The following is a 15,934-nucleotide window of genomic DNA, read 5'->3' as shown; positions in this document are numbered from 1 at the left end:
GGCTTTGATACTCAGCCGCTTGGAGAAAATAAAGACTATGGCGACAAAAGAAAAGGAAGAAGTCGAGACCGAACGCGAGGCCGCGACCGATGGCCCTCTGCTCGACCTTTCCGACGATGCTGTCAAGAAGATGATCAAGGCCGCCAAGAAGCGCGGTTATGTCACCATGGACGAGCTGAATTCGGTGCTGCCCTCGGAGGAAGTGACCTCCGAGCAGATCGAGGACACGATGGCCATGCTTTCCGACATGGGCATCAATGTGGTCGAGGACGACGAGCAGGGCGAGGAGCCCGAAGCCGCCGATACCGCCGCTGATGCCGAGGAAGATGCCAACGAGCTGGCCGAGCAGACCGGCACCGCCGTCGCCGCCACCACGACCAAGAAAGAGCCGACCGACCGCACCGACGATCCGGTCCGCATGTATCTTCGCGAGATGGGCTCGGTCGAGCTTCTGTCGCGCGAGGGCGAAATCGCGATCGCCAAGCGCATCGAGGCCGGCCGCGAGACGATGATCGCGGGCCTGTGCGAAAGCCCGCTGACTTTCCAGGCCATCATCATCTGGCGTGACGAGCTCAACGAATCGAAGATCCTGCTGCGCGAGATCATCGACCTCGAGGCGACCTATGCCGGGCCGGAGGCCAAGCAGGCGCCGGTTGTCGAGCGTATCGAGGAAGCCAAGACCGAGGAAAAGTCGCGCCGTTCGCGCGAGGACGAGGACGACATCACCAATGTCGGCGGCGACACCCGTGGCCTGGTGGACGACGACGAGGAGGACGATGACGAGGCGAGCCTGTCGCTGGCGGCGATGGAAGCGGAACTGCGCCCGCAGGTGATGGAGACGCTCGACGTCATTGCCGACACCTACAAGAAACTGCGCAAGCTGCAGGACCAGCAGGTCGAGAACCGGCTGGCTGCCGCCGGCACGCTGTCGCCCAGCCAGGATCGCCGGCTCAAGGAGCTGAAGGACCAGTTGATCAAGGCGGTGAAGTCGCTGTCCTTGAACACGGCGCGCATCGAGGCGCTGGTCGAGCAGCTCTACGACATCAACAAGCGCCTGGTGCAGAACGAAGGCAAGCTGCTCAGGCTGGCCGAAAGCTATGGCGTGCGCCGCGAGGAATTCCTCAGGGAATATCAGGGCTCGGAGCTCGATCCGAACTGGACTCGCTCGATCGGCAATTTGACCTCGCGCGGCTGGAAGGAATTCACCAAGAACGAGAAGGACGCCATCCGCGACCTGCGCGCCGAGATCCAGAACCTCGCCACCGAGACGGCGATTTCGATCCAGGAATTCCGGAAGATCGTCAACCAGGTGCAGAAGGGCGAGCGCGAAGCCGCGATCGCCAAGAAGGAAATGGTCGAGGCCAATCTGCGCCTCGTCATCTCCATCGCCAAGAAATACACAAATCGCGGCCTGCAGTTCCTCGACTTGATCCAGGAAGGCAATATCGGCCTGATGAAGGCGGTCGACAAATTCGAATACCGCCGCGGCTACAAGTTCTCGACCTACGCGACATGGTGGATCCGGCAGGCGATCACCCGTTCGATCGCCGACCAGGCGCGCACCATCCGCATTCCGGTGCACATGATCGAAACGATCAACAAGATCGTGCGCACCTCGCGCCAGATGCTGCATGAGATCGGCCGTGAGCCGACGCCGGAAGAACTGGCGGAAAAGCTCGCCATGCCGCTGGAAAAAGTGCGCAAGGTGCTGAAGATCGCCAAGGAGCCGATCTCGCTCGAAACGCCGGTCGGCGACGAGGAGGATTCGCATCTGGGCGACTTCATCGAGGACAAGATGGCGATCCTGCCGATCGACGCGGCGATCCAGGCCAATTTGCGCGAGACGACGACGCGCGTATTGGCCTCGCTGACGCCGCGCGAAGAGCGCGTGCTCAGAATGCGCTTCGGCATCGGCATGAACACCGACCACACGCTGGAGGAAGTCGGCCAGCAGTTCTCGGTCACCCGCGAGCGCATCCGCCAGATCGAAGCCAAGGCGCTGCGCAAGCTCAAGCACCCGAGCCGGTCGCGCAAGCTCAGAAGCTTCCTCGACAGCTGAGGCCGGGTGACGGATAAGCAGTTTAAGGGGCGCCGGTGGCGCCCTTTTCCGTTTTGGCACAGGCGATCACGATTGGACATGCCGCTCTTGCGGGTCGTGCCCTACGAGAGGATAATTCCGCGACGGACGCATTCTCTGGGCGATAAACCCGGATGCCCGCCCCGGCGGTTGGACGCCGTGCTCCGTGGCACCGGAGGGAGGTGTGGCATGACAACTTACATCGTGCTGATCAACTGGACGGAGCAAGGCGCAAAAAATGTGCGCGAGTCGCCGAAGCGGCTCGATGCCGCCAAGAAGCTGCTGGGCGACATGGGCGGGTCCTTCAAGGCATTTTATCTCACCATGGGGGATTGCGACATGGTGGCCGTGCTCGAAGCGCCCGACGATGCCGTCCTGGCCCGCTTCTCGCTGATGCTGGCGGCGGGCGGAAACGTCAGGACGCGGACGCTCAAGGCTTTCCCGGAGGATGCCTATCGCGAGATCATCACCTCGCTCGGGTGAGTTGCGCTCCAGGCTTGGCCGGCCATTTCGCGGGTGAAGTGTTGCGTTGCGGCGTAATGGCGTTTGCCGGATAGTCCGTGCGCGTCCCTCTGGTGCCGTTTCGAAACATGAGCAAGCCGCTGCTGACCGTCTGGTATAATACGCGCTGTCCGGTCTGCGATGCCGGCATCAGCCGGCAGAAGCGGCGGCTGATCGAGGCGGTCAAGGCCGGGCGGATCGAATTTCGCGACATCAATGCCGAACCGACGGCGCTGGCCCGCTACGGCATAAGGCTGGAGGATATCCGCCGCCGGCTGCATGCGACCGACGCCGGTGGCAAATTGCTGGTCGGCGCCGATGTTGCCGTTGCGGTGTGGCTGATAACGCCGGGCGAGGGCTGGTTGGCGACGCTGTTCGGCAATCCCGCCGCACTGCCTTTGACGCGCTATGCCTATGATCGTTTCGCCGATCTGCTCTACGCCTGGAATCGGCGCAAAGGCCGCTGGTGACGGGTCCGTTCACTTGGCAAAGGCCCGGAGATTGTTTCCGGGCCTTCGCATGGGCCGGCTATCGGGCCACAGGCTCGCAAAGCCAGCCAACGATGCGGCGCACCGCCGGCAGCACCAGCAGCAGCGTCCGAAACGCTACCAGCCAGGACAGGGCCCAGGCCGTCAGCCAGGTGGCAGGCATGTCGGGCTGGAAGCCAAGGCTTTTCAGTGTCGAGATAAACGATACGATGAACGTCATCAGCAACGACAGCACTAGCGGGCTGACGATGGCGGCATAGTGCGCTGGCAGCTTTCTGCGCGAGGTTTTCACGATCATCTGGGATTTTCCCTGAAGCATCCGGTCCGTCGCCGTGGCATCCATTCGCCGGTCTTTTCGGCGTCACTGCCCGGAACGACCGGGGTGGATGCGTTGCTTCACGTCAGACGCTTACGGAGCGGTCTTCGACCCTCACGCGCTTCCTAGCTGCGTTCTCCGCCGAAATCAATCCTGCTGGCGCCATTTCAGATACATCGTAAGATATATCTTGACTCGGTCGCTGTAGATATCTAATTGAGATATATCGTAAGACATAACTCAAGGAGCGGACAATGCACAAAGGCAATCATTTCGGGCATCATCGTTTTGGCGAACACGCCGAACGTGTTTTCATGCATATGGCCGGCAAGTTCGGTGGGCGCGGCGGCTTCGGCCCGTTCGGGCATGGCATGAGAGGCGGCGGACGCGGCGGACCGGGCGACATGTTCCGCGCCGGGCGCATGCTGGCCGACGGCGACCTCAAGCTGATCACGCTGTCGCTGTTGGCCGAGGCGCCGCGGCACGGCTACGATATCATCAAGGCGCTGGAGGAGCGCACCAGCGGCGTCTACAGCCCGAGCCCCGGCGTGGTCTACCCGACGCTGACCTTCCTGGAAGAGGCCGGCTATGCCGTTTCTGCGGCGGAAGGCAACAAGAAGGTGTTTTCGATCACCGAGGCAGGGCAGGCGCACCTCAACGAAAATCGCGAGATGATCGACCACGTGCTCGACCATCTCGAGCGCTTCGGCCGCAAGATGGCTAAGGCGCGCGACTGGTTCGGCTGGAACGATGACGGCGACGGTGGCCGGCGCGGCCGCGGCCGCTCGGAAAAGCGCGACGAGTTTCGCGCCGTGCGCCACCGGCTGCGCGCCGCGCTCGGCGAAATCGTCGATGCGCCTGAAGCAAAGCAGGCCGAGGCAATCAGCATATTGGAAGCTGCCGCGGAGGCCTTGGAAGCGTTGTCGCGCGACTGACCTCTGAGTGCCAAGCCAGCTGCGGCCCTTGCCCGCTCGGCCAAGGACCGGTACTGAAAATCATCCTGCACCGCGCTATGTGGTGCAGGATGATTGCCGTTGGAGGATACCCCCATGTCTTTTCTGAAGCGTCTTTTCGGCGGAGGCAACGAAGCCGCCGAGCCAAAGACAGCGGCGCCGGCAAAGCAGATCGAGCACAAGGGATTTTTGATCAGCGCCACTCCCTACAAGGCGGAGGGCCAGTACCAGACCTGCGGCGTGGTTTCTAAGGAGATCGACGGCGTGATGAAGGAGCACAAATTCATCCGCGCCGACCGTTTCGCCGGACTTGATGACGCTGTCGACATCTCGATCAAAAAGGGCATCCAGCTGGTCGATGAGCAAGGCGAGAAGATCTTCGGGTAGATCGGCTACTACAGCCTTGGGTCGATTGGCTCGCTTTCCAACGCCAGCACGGCGAAGACACACTCGTGAACCCGGCGAAGCGGCTGCCTGGCGACAAATCGCGTTAGCGCTTCGTGACCAAGCGCGAACTCTCTGAGCGCCAGGCTGCGCTTGCCGGCCAGGCCGCGTTCTCGGAGGCGGACGAGATTGTCGGGCGCGTCATATTCGGGACCATAGATGATGCGCAAATACTCCGGGCCGCGGACCTTCAGGGCCGGCTGGATGAGCCCCTTCTTGCCACGGCTGACGAAGTCGCGTGGTTTGACCACCATGCCTTCGCCGCCCGAGCCAGTCAGCGCCTCCCACCAGGCGACGGCCTCGGCACACGCGCTGCCGTCGGCCAGATCAACCATACGCCATCGAGTCGGCGTGACCACGCCGCCACGGGCAGCCAGACGGTCCGCGAGCGACATGTGCCAGACATGGTCCTGGTCAAACCAGACACGTCCTTCGCTGGCCAGCAGGTGGAAAGGCGCGGCCTTAAGGTCCTCGACGCCCGAAACTGGCCATACGTAGGGCGCCCAGGCGGTGGCGTATTTGGCTGCGCGGGCGGCACGGTCTTCAAGGCGTGCGTTCAGGCCGGCTGCATCGACGCCGCGCGCCATCGCACGGGCCAGCGCCTCACGGCTGGCTTTGAATCCGGCGGCAGAAGATATCGCCACCGGCGCATATTGGCTTTCGATCAGACTGCCGGCCTTGGCCGACCAAGGCATTATCTCGGCGTCCAGCAGCAGCCAGTCGCTGTTCAATTCTTTCCACAGGTCCGCCGCGTCGACCTCGGTGCGAAGACGGGCGAGCAGGTCCTCCGTCATGGCACTGTCGTTGAAAAAGGACCGTCCGGTGCGGGTCCAGATTGCGCCGGTTTCGTCGCCCGGGATCCCGAAGCGGCTGCGTGCCGCCTGCGCGTTCCGGCAGAGCGCGATCACTGCCCGCGAACCCATGTGCTTCTCCTCGCACACGATCTGGGCAACGCCGCGCTCGCGGAAATAAGCGAAGGCATCCTCCGGACGTTCCAGCCAGCCGTCCTGGCTGCTGGTCTCGGACGGCGACATGGTCGGCGGCAGATAGACCAGCCATTGCGGCGAGAGCGCGAAGCGGCTCATCACCTCCAGTGCTGCCGACGCGTTCTCCTCGGCCACGACAATCCGGCCCCTCAGTCCGGTCTCGATCCAACGGCGCCCGGAAACGTCTTGATAATCGAGCACGCCGTCGGCGTCGGCCTGCGCCGATTTGTCCTGACCGGGCCCGCCCAGCGGACGTATCGGCTCCGACCAGGTCTGGATTGCCGGCACCTCGACCAGTTCGCGTTCCGGCCAGCGCAAGGCCGTCAGCTTGCCGCCGAATACGCAACCGGTGTCGATGCACAGGGTGTTGTTGACCCATTCGGCCGATAGCGTGGGCGTATGTCCATAGATAATGGCCGTCTTGCCACGATAGGCCGCAGCCCAGTCGGCACGGACGGGCAGCCCGAACTCGTCGGTCTCGCCTGTGGTCTCGCCGTACAGAGCGAACTCGCGCACAGCGCCGGAACCGCGTCCGATCATCTCTTCCTTGAGGCCGGCATGGGCGACGGCGAGGCCTCCGCCATCGAGCCAGACATGGCTGCGCAGGCCGTCGAGAAAGGCGGGCAGCGCCTCGCGCAGGCCTCGGTCCTGTGCACCTAGCTGATCGATAGTCTGCTGGAGGCCGTGGGCGACCGTGACCTTGCGGCCTTCTAGCCAGCGGCTGAGCTTGCGTTCATGGTTGCCCTGGACACAGTAAGCCGTTCCAGCCGCGACCATGCTCATGGCGATGCGCAGTACGTCGGGCGAGTTGGGGCCGCGATCGACGAGGTCGCCGACAAAGACGATCTTGCGGCCCTCTGGTGGAACCACCGTGACCGTTCGGTCGCCCAGATGCTCAGACCAGACGATGCCGTAGCCCAATCGAGCGAGCAGGGTATGAAGCTCATCCGAACAGCCGTGGATGTCGCCAATGATATCGAACGGGCCATGATCGTCGCGCTTATCGGTCCACAGCGGCTGTCGCGACACCTCGGCCGCGTCGATGCTGGCCTCGCTGGTAAGCTTCCAGACCTGGCGGAAGCCCTCGCGTTGCAGGCCGCCAAGACCTTTGCGGATCTCGGTTGTCATGCGCTGGGCGACCCCGGCGCCAAACGGCCGGTCGGCTCGCACCGCATTGCGGGCGACGCACACCTCGACGCCTGGATCGAGGACCACGGCGACGGGCAAAGCGTGCCACTTGCGCGCCAGCTCAATCCAGGCCTTGCGGTCGGCGGCTCGCACATTGGTGGCGTCGATGACGGCCAGCCTGCGGCGTTTAAGCCGCTTGCCGGCTATCTCGCGAACCAGATCGAAGGCATCCGCAGAAACGTCCTGATCGGTTTCGTCGTCGGAGATCAGCGCCCGGCACTGGTCCGAGGAGATGATCTCGGTCGCCAGGAAATGCTTGGCGGCGAAAGTCGACTTGCCCGATCCGGTCGAGCCGATCAGCACGACGAGGGCGAAGTCAGGAATGGTGAGGTTGGTCTTGTTGGGTTCTCTCATCGAGTGAACACCGCCATCTGTGTGGGGGCGCCGAGGGTCGGGTCCTCGGCTCCGATACCGCTGAAGGTGGCCGAATAGCCATAGATCTCGCCGATTTTGGCCGCCCAGGCTTGGAACTGAGCCCGGCTCCATTCGAAACGGTGATCGGGATGGCGGAATGCGCCGGCGGCCAGTCTTGGAAACAGAGCGTTGTAGTCCGCATTCGGAGTGGTCACGATAACGGATTTGGGCGCCGTCTCACCGAAAACGATGCGTTCGACCAGGGGCAGCCTGTCCTCGTCGAGATGCTCGATGACCTCGACCAGAACGGCGACGTCGGCTGCGGCCCAACGGCTGTCCCGGTAGGTCAGCGATCCATGCAGCAGCGTGACCCGGCCCTCGGGTGGCCCGCCTAATTCGTTCAGCTTGAGACGCTTTGCAGCCCATTCCAGTTCGCGTGCCGCCGGATCCAGCCCGAACAGCTTATGCACCCATCGCTCGCGCACGAGCCGACCGAGCAGCTTGCCTTCGCCGCATCCCAAATCTGCAATCGAGGTTGACCCCGTCGCCTGAATGGCCTGGACCACAGCTTCCATGCGCAGATCGTTGAGCCGGATCGGCGTCTCCAGCACTTCCTCGGGTGTAACGCGCAGCTCGGCAGGTTGTGCCTCGCCAGCCGTCTCGGGAGCCAGCCGCTCCAGGGCGATGCGGGCCAAAGCCCTGCGATTGCCAAGATAGCGACGCACGATCAGGTCTTTGGCCGGATGGTTTTCCAGCCACCCCTCTCCCTTGGACAGCAGCTTGTCGATCTCAGCTTCGCCGACCCAGTAGTGCTTGGCATCGTCCATCACCGGGATCAGCACATAGAGGTGATTCAACAAGGCGCTGAGCCGGCCGGTGCCGGTCAGCTTCAGATGGCCATATCGGGGCTCGCCTGCAGCCCCCCCGACTCCTTCGATTGGCGTCAGATCGACTGTCCAGCCCAAGGATTCGAACAAACTTCGAACCAGAACCTCACCGCCGCGCATTGGCAATGGCGTAACCACGGCTTCCAGCGGCAGTTCGCTGTCGGCTAGTTCCTGGCGCTCCTTCGATATACCGGTCATCGTCGTCCGCAGCATCTTGTTCAGCGCCACCGACAGGAAGGATGATGCAGCGTAAGGCCGGTCGTTCACATATTGGTCGAGCAAGCCTTCTGCCTGGCCTTTGCCTCGCACCAGTCCCACCGGGTCGACGTCGAGCAGGAGTGCAGCCTCGCAACGCTCTTCGGTTGCCTCGGGATAGAACAGCCACGCCTTGCCGAAAGACAGGTCGGTCTCGTGCAGACGATCCGGATGCTTGTGCAGCAAGAAACCGAGATCGGTGGCCGGACGGTGCGTTGTGGCAACAGACAGGAACATCCGCGACCGATAGCGCAGACAAGCGGAATAACCAATGGCGGTTGTGTGGCCCACCACAAGCTGTCGCTAACGAAAAACAAGGGCAGGCGCCGGGCGCCTGCCCTTGTACAATTCAGACGATGCTGACGCTTTACGCCGCGGTGGCAACGCGCTCGGCATCACCGGTCGCGGCCACAATGGCGTCGACCTTGGCCGAGGCCTTGGCCAGCGCTGCTGCCACCGCATCGGCGCCCATCCCGACTCCTTCGATGCGGATGACCTCGACATCGGTCATGCCGAGGAAGCCGAGCACGCTGCGCAGGTAGGGAATGGCGTGATCGAACTGCACGGCCGCACCTTCGGAATAGATGCCGCCCGAAGCCAGCACGACATAGACCTTTTTGCCGGTGACGAGGCCCTTAGGGCCGCTCTCGCCATAGGCAAAGCTCCTGCCGGAACGGGCGACGTGATCGACCCAGGACTTCAGCGTCGAGGAGATGTTGAAGTTGATGAAGCCGGTGGCGAGAATCACCGTATCGGCGGCGAACAGTTCATCCAGCACGACATCGGAAACGCCAACGACTTCAGCTTGGCGCTGGGTGCGCGCTTCGGCCGGCGTGTAGATGCCAGTCGCATAATCGGCATCGATGTGCGGCAGCGGATTGGCGACGAGGTCGCGCACGACAAGCGTGTTCGACGGATCGGCGGCAACAAGCTTTTCAGCGAATTCAGTAGCAATACGGGTCGAGTGTGAGGCAGCGCCGCGCGGGCTGGATGTGACAAGAAGGATGGACATAATGGGGTCTCCAGGTTGGATCAAAATCTCCCGACAAATATGTGCGCGCAGACCCATTTGAAAAACTGGTATATTTTGTATATTATCCATCTAAATTGTGGATTGAACGATGCAACCGAACCCGACGCTTGACCAACTGCAGATATTGGTTGCGGTGGCCGAGACCGGCAGCTTCTCGGCCGCCGGGCGCAAATTGAACCGCGCGCAATCGGTGATCAGCTACGCCATCGCCAACCTCGAAGCGCAGCTCGGGCTGAAGCTGTTCGAGCGCGAGGGCACGCGTGAACCGCAACTGACCGATGTCGGCAAGGCGACGCTGGAAGATGCGCGGCGTATGGTCGGCGTGCTGCAACGCATCCGGTCGCGTGTCGACGGATACCGGCAGGGATTGGAGGCCGAAGTTACGCTGTCGGTCGACGTGACGCTACCGTCGCCGGTGCTGGTTCGGGTGCTAAAGGCATTCGAGGCGCAGTTCCCGGCCGTGACGCTGCGTCTGCATATCGGCTCGCTTGGCCTTATCCTCGATCATGTTGTCGGCGGACAGGCCGATCTCGGCATCGGGGGGCTTCTGGGTGAGACGGACGTTAATCTGCTTCGCATCGGCTTCATCTCCCTGGTGCCAGCCGCAGCGCCTGATCACCCGCTCGCGCTGCTGCCGAGACCAGTGGCGCTAGAGGATGTCCGCGAACATATCCAACTGGTCGTCTCGGATCAGTCCGAGCGTACGCGCGGGCGTGACTATGGCGTCTTCGCCTACCGCACCTGGCGGTTGACGGATGTGCGCACCAAGCACGTGCTGATGCGCGAGGGGCTGGGCTGGGGCGGGCTGCCGCGATGGCTGATTGCCGATGATCTGGCGAACGGCCGGCTCGTCGAACTCGATCTTGAGCCTTATAGCGAAGTTCGCGCGCCGCTCTATGCCATGCACCGCGCCGATCGCAGCCCGAAACCGGCGGCCGCCTGGCTGATCGACCAGTTCAAGCGCCAGCTAGGCTGTTTCAACGAATTCGAACCGGGTGAGGTGCCTGAGGATGAGCCGGAGACAGGCCGTCGATCAGCGCCATGAGAACGGCGCGATAGTCCTCGATCGATGCTCCAGCTTCGATGGCGAGCGCTGCGCGGTCGAAGGCAGCGGCGAGCAAAGCGGTCAGTGCTTCTACAGGCAGTCTCGTCATAGAGTGCGAGCGCATCGCGGCAACAAGGCCCTCGCGCAGCGAACGGTTGCCGTGGCGATCGTCGATCGCATCCATGGCGGCGCGGCCGAGCACGGCCGGGCCATCAAGCAGCAAGAGCCGCGTGCGGCCAGGGGCACGCATGGCAGCCAGATAGGCATCCGAGCCGGCAATCAGCGCATCGCGGGCAAATAGCGAAGGCGGCGACGCCCGTTCGATCTCTTCCGAGACGGCTTGCGCCTCCTGTTCGACCACAGCGGCAAACAACGCCTGCTTGTCGGCAAAGTGATGATAGAGCGCGCCGCGCGTGACCCCGGCAGCGGCGACGATCTCGGGTGTGCCGGTCTCGGCATAGGACTTTTCGGTGAACAGTTTTCGCGCCGCGGCGATGAGCTCGGCGCGTGTCGCCTCGGTGCGATCACGGTTGGAGCGACGAGCGAGCCCTTGTTGCATACATGCAGCCTGTATGTTAAATGCATTTACATGCAGACTGTATGTTATTCGCCGGGAGAAGGAAAGATGAGGACGACGAGCTATTATCCGGTGCTGATGACGAGCGACGTCGCCGGCACGGCAGCCTTTTATGTTGCGCATTTCGGCTTCAAGCCGCTGTTTGAGGCCGACTGGTACGTACAGCTGCGCTCAGCCGTAGACCGCAGCGTCAACCTCGGCATCGTCCAGGGCGATCATGAGACGATCCCGGAGGAAGGGCGGGGCCGCACATCTGGCCTGCTGATCAATTTCGAGGTCAGGGATCCGGATGCCGTCTATGAACGGATCACCGCCGCTGGCCTGCCGATCCTGCGAACGCTGCGCGACGAACCCTTCGGCCAGCGCCATTTCATCACCAGGGATCCCAACGGCGTGCTGATCGACGTGATCAGGCCGATCCCGCCGAGCTCAGAATTCCTGGCGCAATATGCGCAGGGTGCTGCGGCGCGCTAACTCGCCCGCGCCAACGGCATCACCGTGACCTGCGTAATGCCGGAGCGGCGCACCACGGTGCACAGTGTCTCGCGGCCAATGCGCTCGGCGTCGAGCATGCGCACCAGATCGTCGACGCCGGTGACCGGGCGGCCGTCGATGGCGGCAATAATGTCGCCTTCCCTGAGGCCGGCTTTGGCTGCCGGGCTGTTCTTTTCGACGGTGCGCAGGCGCACCGCCGTGCTGCTCGATACTTGCGACAAAAGGGCTGCGCGGCGCGGCAGGTTGGTAGTGTCGGCGGAAACGCCGATGAAGGCACGGCGCACGCGGCCGAAACGGATGATTTCCGAGATGACGAAATTGGCCGTGTTGGAGGCAACCGCGAAAGCGATGCCTTGCGCACCATGGATCATCGCGGTGTTAACGCCGATCACCTCGCCGGCCGAGGACACCAGCGGTCCGCCGGAATTGCCAGGGTTGAGCGCGGCGTCGGTCTGGATGACGTCGTCGATGAGCCGGCCGGTGGAGGCACGCATCGAGCGGCCGAGTGCCGAGACGACGCCAGTGGTGACGGTCCATTCGAAGCCGAGCGGATTGCCGATGGCAATTGCAATCTGGCCGCGCCTCAAACGCTTGGAATCGCCAAGCGGCGCAACGTCGGCAAAGTTGCCGTCGGCGCGCACCAGCGCAATGTCGGTGTCGGGATCGCGGCCCAGCACGCGGCCTTCCCTGGAGGCGCCGTCCGGCATTGACACGCGCACGCTGCGCGCATCGCCGACGACGTGGAAGTTGGTGACGACCAGCCCGTCCTGCGCGATGACGAAGCCGGAGCCATGGCCGCCCGGGCCACCGATGCGCTCGATGCGGCAGACGGCGGGCCCGATGCGGTCGACGGCATCGGCGACCGTCGCCGAATAGGCATCGAGAAGGCTATCGTCATATTGCAATTGCTGGGCGGGCAGGGCCATCTGAGGGCTCCGTTTTGAACAAGATGAACAATGCCTATATGTGCGGAGCTGCCGGACCGGCCGCGACCTGACCAGATGGCCAGTCAAATGCCCAACTAGCCGTCAGGCGAGTATCCGCCAACGCCCTGCCGGGCGATATCTGGGTCACGAAGAACCCAGGAGACAAATCATGAGCGATTTCAATCTGAGCACGTTTTCCGACGCCATTGCCGACATCGCGGCAGCCACGGCACCAGCGACGGCCAGCTTCGCGACGCACCACCGGACGTCAACTGCTTTCCACTGGCGGGACGGCTATTTCGTCACTGCCGAGGAGGCGGTCGAGGCCGGCGAGGAGATCGAGCTGACGTTTTCTTCGGGCGAAGTCGTCAAGGCGGAACTGGTCGGCCGCGACCCGTCCACCGGCACGGCCGTTTTGAAACCGGCCGGCGCGCCGAGCGCCCCGTCACTGGTAAAGGCGGATGCGGTGCGGCCGGGCAATCTGGCAGTCGTAGCGGGCAATAGCGACGGCACCTCGCTCGCTACCTTCGGCACGGTCGGCGAGGTCGGCCCGGCTTGGCGTTCGATGCGCGGCGGCACCATCGACCGGCGCATCAATCTTGCCGTCAATGCCGGCGGCCGTTTCGAGGGCGGCCCTGTACTCGACGCCAAGGGCGGACTGATCGGCATGCTGCTGTTCGGGCCGCGCCGGCGGGCGCTGGTCATGCCTTACGAAACGATCGAACGGGCAGTCACGACGCTGCGCGAGAAGGGTCATGTGGCGCGCGGCTATCTTGGCGCCGGCCTGCATCCGGTGCGCAATGGTGATACACAGGGCGCCATGGTGATGAGCCTCGACGATAACGGGCCGGCGAAAGCAGCCGGTCTCAGCCTCGGCGACATCATCGTGTCGTGGAACGCAGAGACGGTGCATGGCCCGCGCGAGCTGATCCGCAAGCTCGGACCGGACAGCGCCGGTGCCTTGGTGACACTCGGCGTGGTGCGCGGCGGCGAGAATCGCGAGGTTTCCCTGACCATCGGTGAAAAGCCACTGAGCTGAGGGATAGATGGTAAGCGGTGAGGTCGCTGGCAGACGGCTGACAGTGCTGATCGCGCTCGGTGACGCCGAGCGCGCACGAAGTCTGTCCGCGGCTCTCGCCGCGACCGATGATCTGCGGCCGGTTCTGGCGGGCGAAGTCGACGGGCGTGAGGCGGCGGATGTCGCCATCGTCGATGATCATGGGGTACAAGACAGTCTCTTCGACGCGGCTATGCCTCGGGTGCTGCTATCGTCGCGAGCGGCCCGGGAGCTGCCGGCCGATACAGTGTTTGCCGTGCTGCCGGTGCAAGCGGACGAGTTGCTGATCGCCGCGGCCGCGCGGCTGGCGGCGGCGGGCTACCGGATTTCGCGCGACAGCCATGCTCTATCCGAACGGCATCACGATTTGACCTTCCATGACAGCGACCGGTTCGAAGACGAACCGACCGACGAGCAAATCGTTCGGCCGACGCTTTCGCCGCGCGAAAGCGAGGTGCTGGCGCTGCTGACAGAAGGCGCGCCCAACAAGGTTATTGCGCGCCGGCTGAACATCTCCGTGCACACGGCGAAGTTCCACGTCGCTGCGATCCTGACGAAGCTCGGTGCCGCCAACCGCACCGATGCGATCGCCATCGCCATGCGGCAGGGCTTGGTGCTGGTTTAGCTCGGATTGTCTCAAGGCCGACGCAGCGTAACCCGCATCCGGTGTGTTGGGCCTTGCGCGGCGGTTCTCAGCCGCGCAAGGATCGTGTTTTTCATGTTGCAGGGAGGCGCAAGGATGTCGCTCAAGGGAAAGACGCTTTTCATCTCCGGCGGGTCGCGCGGCATCGGGCTGGCGATTGCGCTGCGCGCCGCGCGCGACGGCGCCAATGTGACGATCGCGGCCAAGACCGCCGAGCCGCATCCGAAGCTGCCCGGGACGATATACACGGCGGCGCAAGAGATCGAGCAGGCCGGCGGCAAGGCGCTGCCGGTGTTGTGTGACATCCGGGATGAAGCACAGGTCGCCGAAGCCGTCGCCAAGACCGTGGAGAGGTTCGGCGGCATCGATATCTGCATCAACAACGCCAGCGCCATCCAACTCACCGGCACGCTGGAGACTGATATGAAGCGCTACGATCTGATGCACCAGATCAACACGCGCGGCACTTTTCTCGTCTCCAAAGTGTGCATTCCGCACTTGAGGTTGGCGGAAAATCCTCACATCTTGAATCTGGCACCGCCGCTCGACATGAAGGCCAAATGGTTCAAGAACCATGTCGCCTATACGATGGCTAAGTTCGGCATGTCGATGTGCACGCTGGGGATGAGCGCCGAGTTTGCCAGGGATGGCATCGCGGTCAATTCGCTATGGCCGATCTCAACCATCGACACGGCGGCGGTGCGCAACCTCCTGGGCGGAGCGACGGTGGCGGCGATGAGCCGTTCGCCCGACATCATGGCCGATGCCGCACACGCTATCCTGGTCAGGCCCTCGCGCGAGGCAACCGGCAATTTCTACATCGACGAAGAAGTGCTGCGTGCGGAGGGCGTCAGCGATTTCTCGGCTTATGCGCCGGGTGCGACAGGCCCGCTCGCCGGTGACTTTTTTGTGCCGGACGAGGTGTTCGGCCGGACGGATACCGAAATCAAAGCTATCTACTGACGGAAAGCATCTAGCTACAGAAGTATGTCTCAAAAGACCGGCACAGACGCGTGCTTATTCCTCGGCTTTCTTGGCTTTGCCAAGACCCATCAGCCGGTCGATATAGGCAAGCATCAGTGCCGAGAGAACGAAGGCCAGATGAATGACGGTCAGCCACATCAGCTGGTCGGTCGTGTAGGAGACCGAGTTCAAGAACACCTGCAAGAGGTGGATCGAGGAGATTGCGACGATTGTCGAGGCGACCTTGACCTTCAGCGAGCCGACATCGATCGTGCCCAGCCAATGCACCTTGCCGTCATTTTCATCGAAGCGGCTGACGAAGTTTTCGTAGCCCGAGATGATCACCATCACCACCAGTGAGGCGACCAGCGCGGCATCGATGAGGCCGAGCATTTTCAGGATGGTGTCGGTGTCATCGAGCGTGAAAGCGACGGGAACGAACTCGAACAGCTTCTTGCCGAATGACACGGCATAGATGGCAAGCGCTGCACCCAGTCCGAGATAGAAGGCGACCAGCAGCCAGCGCGAGGCGAGAATGATCGATTCGATGGCAAGTTCGAGGCGCTTCATGCGGTTCGGGCTCCGTTGTCGGAGTGCCGTATTTCGGGCAGGCTGCGGCGGTTTGCAAGGCTCCAAAAAAACGAAACCCCGCCGGGGAGGGGAACCGGCGGGGCTCGTGTGTCCCGCTGGAGTCGGGACAGGGCAGGGAACGCCCTGTCCAGAATCTGGGATGGGTAACCACACGT

General features: G+C 63.1%; 17 protein-coding genes. 10 read left to right on the top strand and 7 right to left on the bottom strand.

Going from position 1 to position 15,934, the window contains the following annotated elements; genetic code table 11:
* The first annotated feature begins 37 nt into the window (after positions 1 to 37).
* The 3 genes from rpoD (at position 38) to AC0L2X_RS26635 (ending at position 3,048) form a co-directional block, all read left to right on the top strand.
* The gene (gene rpoD / locus AC0L2X_RS26645) at positions 38 to 2,059 is read left to right on the top strand and encodes an RNA polymerase sigma factor RpoD (RefSeq protein ID WP_352466688.1); all 2,022 of its coding nucleotides are present in this window, start codon (positions 38 to 40) and stop codon (positions 2,057 to 2,059) included.
* A 207-nt stretch (positions 2,060 to 2,266) separates the two neighbouring features.
* Entirely contained in the window at positions 2,267 to 2,560 is a 294-nt protein-coding gene (locus tag AC0L2X_RS26640; protein ID WP_352566065.1) for a GYD domain-containing protein, read from the top strand.
* A gap of 107 nt (positions 2,561 to 2,667) precedes the next feature.
* Positions 2,668 to 3,048, top strand: a complete 381-nt coding sequence (locus tag AC0L2X_RS26635) for a thiol-disulfide oxidoreductase DCC family protein (RefSeq protein ID WP_473559429.1) — start codon at positions 2,668 to 2,670, stop codon at positions 3,046 to 3,048.
* 58 nt (positions 3,049 to 3,106) lie between these two features.
* Here AC0L2X_RS26635 and AC0L2X_RS26630 read toward each other — a convergent pair whose 3' ends face one another.
* Positions 3,107 to 3,364 (bottom strand): DUF2798 domain-containing protein, encoded by a 258-nt coding sequence (locus AC0L2X_RS26630; protein ID WP_473559556.1) that lies wholly within the window; start codon positions 3,362 to 3,364, stop codon positions 3,107 to 3,109.
* A gap of 272 nt (positions 3,365 to 3,636) precedes the next feature.
* On the opposite strand from AC0L2X_RS26630, the gene AC0L2X_RS26625 reads away from it, so the two are divergent.
* Entirely contained in the window at positions 3,637 to 4,317 is a 681-nt protein-coding gene (locus AC0L2X_RS26625) for a PadR family transcriptional regulator (protein ID WP_352566061.1), read from the top strand.
* Between the two features lie 114 nt (positions 4,318 to 4,431).
* Positions 4,432 to 4,722 carry an HlyU family transcriptional regulator gene (locus AC0L2X_RS26620; protein ID WP_023678291.1) on the top strand — a complete coding sequence of 97 codons (291 nt, stop codon included), beginning with the start codon at positions 4,432 to 4,434 and terminating at the stop codon, positions 4,720 to 4,722.
* A gap of 8 nt (positions 4,723 to 4,730) precedes the next feature.
* Here the strand turns inward: AC0L2X_RS26620 and AC0L2X_RS26615 are convergent, their stop codons facing one another.
* From AC0L2X_RS26615 to AC0L2X_RS26605, 3 genes are all read right to left on the bottom strand, one after another.
* Positions 4,731 to 7,307 carry a polynucleotide kinase-phosphatase gene (locus AC0L2X_RS26615; RefSeq protein ID WP_473559431.1) on the bottom strand — a complete coding sequence of 859 codons (2,577 nt, stop codon included), beginning with the start codon at positions 7,305 to 7,307 and terminating at the stop codon, positions 4,731 to 4,733.
* A complete protein-coding gene (locus AC0L2X_RS26610; RefSeq protein ID WP_473559433.1) occupies positions 7,304 to 8,686 on the bottom strand; it encodes a 3' terminal RNA ribose 2'-O-methyltransferase Hen1 in 1,383 nt (460 codons plus the stop codon). Before AC0L2X_RS26610 ends, AC0L2X_RS26615 begins: the two co-directional genes overlap by 4 nt.
* A 130-nt stretch (positions 8,687 to 8,816) precedes the next feature.
* The gene (locus AC0L2X_RS26605) at positions 8,817 to 9,461 is read right to left on the bottom strand and encodes an FMN-dependent NADH-azoreductase (RefSeq protein WP_473559435.1); all 645 of its coding nucleotides are present in this window, start codon (positions 9,459 to 9,461) and stop codon (positions 8,817 to 8,819) included.
* A gap of 109 nt (positions 9,462 to 9,570) precedes the next feature.
* Between AC0L2X_RS26605 and AC0L2X_RS26600 the strand changes: the two genes are divergently transcribed.
* A complete protein-coding gene (locus tag AC0L2X_RS26600) occupies positions 9,571 to 10,527 on the top strand; it encodes a LysR family transcriptional regulator (RefSeq protein WP_473559437.1) in 957 nt (318 codons plus the stop codon).
* Here AC0L2X_RS26600 and AC0L2X_RS26595 read toward each other — a convergent pair.
* On the bottom strand, positions 10,460 to 11,086 hold the full coding sequence (locus AC0L2X_RS26595; protein WP_473559439.1) for a TetR/AcrR family transcriptional regulator: 627 nt from the start codon (positions 11,084 to 11,086) through the stop codon (positions 10,460 to 10,462). The genes AC0L2X_RS26600 and AC0L2X_RS26595 overlap by 68 nt on opposite strands.
* Positions 11,087 to 11,152: 66 nt before the next feature.
* Between AC0L2X_RS26595 and AC0L2X_RS26590 the strand changes: the two genes are divergently transcribed.
* Positions 11,153 to 11,578, top strand: coding sequence for a VOC family protein (locus AC0L2X_RS26590; RefSeq protein ID WP_473559441.1), 426 nt, complete (start codon positions 11,153 to 11,155; stop codon positions 11,576 to 11,578).
* On the opposite strand, the gene AC0L2X_RS26585 is transcribed toward AC0L2X_RS26590, so the two are convergent.
* Positions 11,575 to 12,525 carry a S1C family serine protease gene (locus AC0L2X_RS26585; protein ID WP_473559443.1) on the bottom strand — a complete coding sequence of 317 codons (951 nt, stop codon included), beginning with the start codon at positions 12,523 to 12,525 and terminating at the stop codon, positions 11,575 to 11,577. The genes AC0L2X_RS26590 and AC0L2X_RS26585 overlap by 4 nt on opposite strands.
* Before the next feature lie 169 nt (positions 12,526 to 12,694).
* Between AC0L2X_RS26585 and AC0L2X_RS26580 the strand changes: the two genes are divergently transcribed.
* The 3 genes from AC0L2X_RS26580 (at position 12,695) to AC0L2X_RS26570 (ending at position 15,188) form a co-directional block, all read left to right on the top strand.
* Complete coding sequence (locus AC0L2X_RS26580; protein WP_473559444.1) at positions 12,695 to 13,564, top strand: S1C family serine protease; 870 nt, start codon at positions 12,695 to 12,697, stop codon at positions 13,562 to 13,564.
* A 7-nt stretch (positions 13,565 to 13,571) separates the two neighbouring features.
* Positions 13,572 to 14,207: a helix-turn-helix transcriptional regulator gene (locus AC0L2X_RS26575; protein WP_352566048.1), complete on the top strand. Its 636-nt coding sequence runs from the start codon at positions 13,572 to 13,574 to the stop codon at positions 14,205 to 14,207.
* 114 nt (positions 14,208 to 14,321) lie between these two features.
* Positions 14,322 to 15,188: an SDR family oxidoreductase gene (locus AC0L2X_RS26570; RefSeq protein ID WP_473559447.1), complete on the top strand. Its 867-nt coding sequence runs from the start codon at positions 14,322 to 14,324 to the stop codon at positions 15,186 to 15,188.
* Positions 15,189 to 15,242: 54 nt separating this feature from the next.
* On the opposite strand, the gene AC0L2X_RS26565 is transcribed toward AC0L2X_RS26570, so the two are convergent.
* Positions 15,243 to 15,758 (bottom strand): TIGR00645 family protein, encoded by a 516-nt coding sequence (locus AC0L2X_RS26565; protein WP_352866311.1) that lies wholly within the window; start codon positions 15,756 to 15,758, stop codon positions 15,243 to 15,245.
* Positions 15,759 to 15,934: the final 176 nt, after the last annotated feature.

The organism is Mesorhizobium sp. WSM4828 (assembly GCF_055811175.1).
Note: the sequence above shows the minus strand (reverse complement) of the source record. Positions and strands in the feature narration are given on the sequence as shown.

Coding starts and splice junctions, on each gene's coding strand:
- rpoD (WP_352466688.1), top strand. CDS start 38: ATGGCGACAAAAGAAAAGGAAGAAGTCGAGACCGAACGCGAGGCCGCG.
- AC0L2X_RS26640 (WP_352566065.1), top strand. CDS start 2,267: ATGACAACTTACATCGTGCTGATCAACTGGACGGAGCAAGGCGCAAAA.
- AC0L2X_RS26635 (WP_473559429.1), top strand. CDS start 2,668: ATGAGCAAGCCGCTGCTGACCGTCTGGTATAATACGCGCTGTCCGGTC.
- AC0L2X_RS26630 (WP_473559556.1), bottom strand. CDS start 3,364: ATGATCGTGAAAACCTCGCGCAGAAAGCTGCCAGCGCACTATGCCGCC.
- AC0L2X_RS26625 (WP_352566061.1), top strand. CDS start 3,637: ATGCACAAAGGCAATCATTTCGGGCATCATCGTTTTGGCGAACACGCC.
- AC0L2X_RS26620 (WP_023678291.1), top strand. CDS start 4,432: ATGTCTTTTCTGAAGCGTCTTTTCGGCGGAGGCAACGAAGCCGCCGAG.
- AC0L2X_RS26615 (WP_473559431.1), bottom strand. CDS start 7,307: ATGAGAGAACCCAACAAGACCAACCTCACCATTCCTGACTTCGCCCTC.
- AC0L2X_RS26610 (WP_473559433.1), bottom strand. CDS start 8,686: ATGTTCCTGTCTGTTGCCACAACGCACCGTCCGGCCACCGATCTCGGT.
- AC0L2X_RS26605 (WP_473559435.1), bottom strand. CDS start 9,461: ATGTCCATCCTTCTTGTCACATCCAGCCCGCGCGGCGCTGCCTCACAC.
- AC0L2X_RS26600 (WP_473559437.1), top strand. CDS start 9,571: ATGCAACCGAACCCGACGCTTGACCAACTGCAGATATTGGTTGCGGTG.
- AC0L2X_RS26595 (WP_473559439.1), bottom strand. CDS start 11,086: ATGCAACAAGGGCTCGCTCGTCGCTCCAACCGTGATCGCACCGAGGCG.
- AC0L2X_RS26590 (WP_473559441.1), top strand. CDS start 11,153: ATGAGGACGACGAGCTATTATCCGGTGCTGATGACGAGCGACGTCGCC.
- AC0L2X_RS26585 (WP_473559443.1), bottom strand. CDS start 12,525: ATGGCCCTGCCCGCCCAGCAATTGCAATATGACGATAGCCTTCTCGAT.
- AC0L2X_RS26580 (WP_473559444.1), top strand. CDS start 12,695: ATGAGCGATTTCAATCTGAGCACGTTTTCCGACGCCATTGCCGACATC.
- AC0L2X_RS26575 (WP_352566048.1), top strand. CDS start 13,572: ATGGTAAGCGGTGAGGTCGCTGGCAGACGGCTGACAGTGCTGATCGCG.
- AC0L2X_RS26570 (WP_473559447.1), top strand. CDS start 14,322: ATGTCGCTCAAGGGAAAGACGCTTTTCATCTCCGGCGGGTCGCGCGGC.
- AC0L2X_RS26565 (WP_352866311.1), bottom strand. CDS start 15,758: ATGAAGCGCCTCGAACTTGCCATCGAATCGATCATTCTCGCCTCGCGC.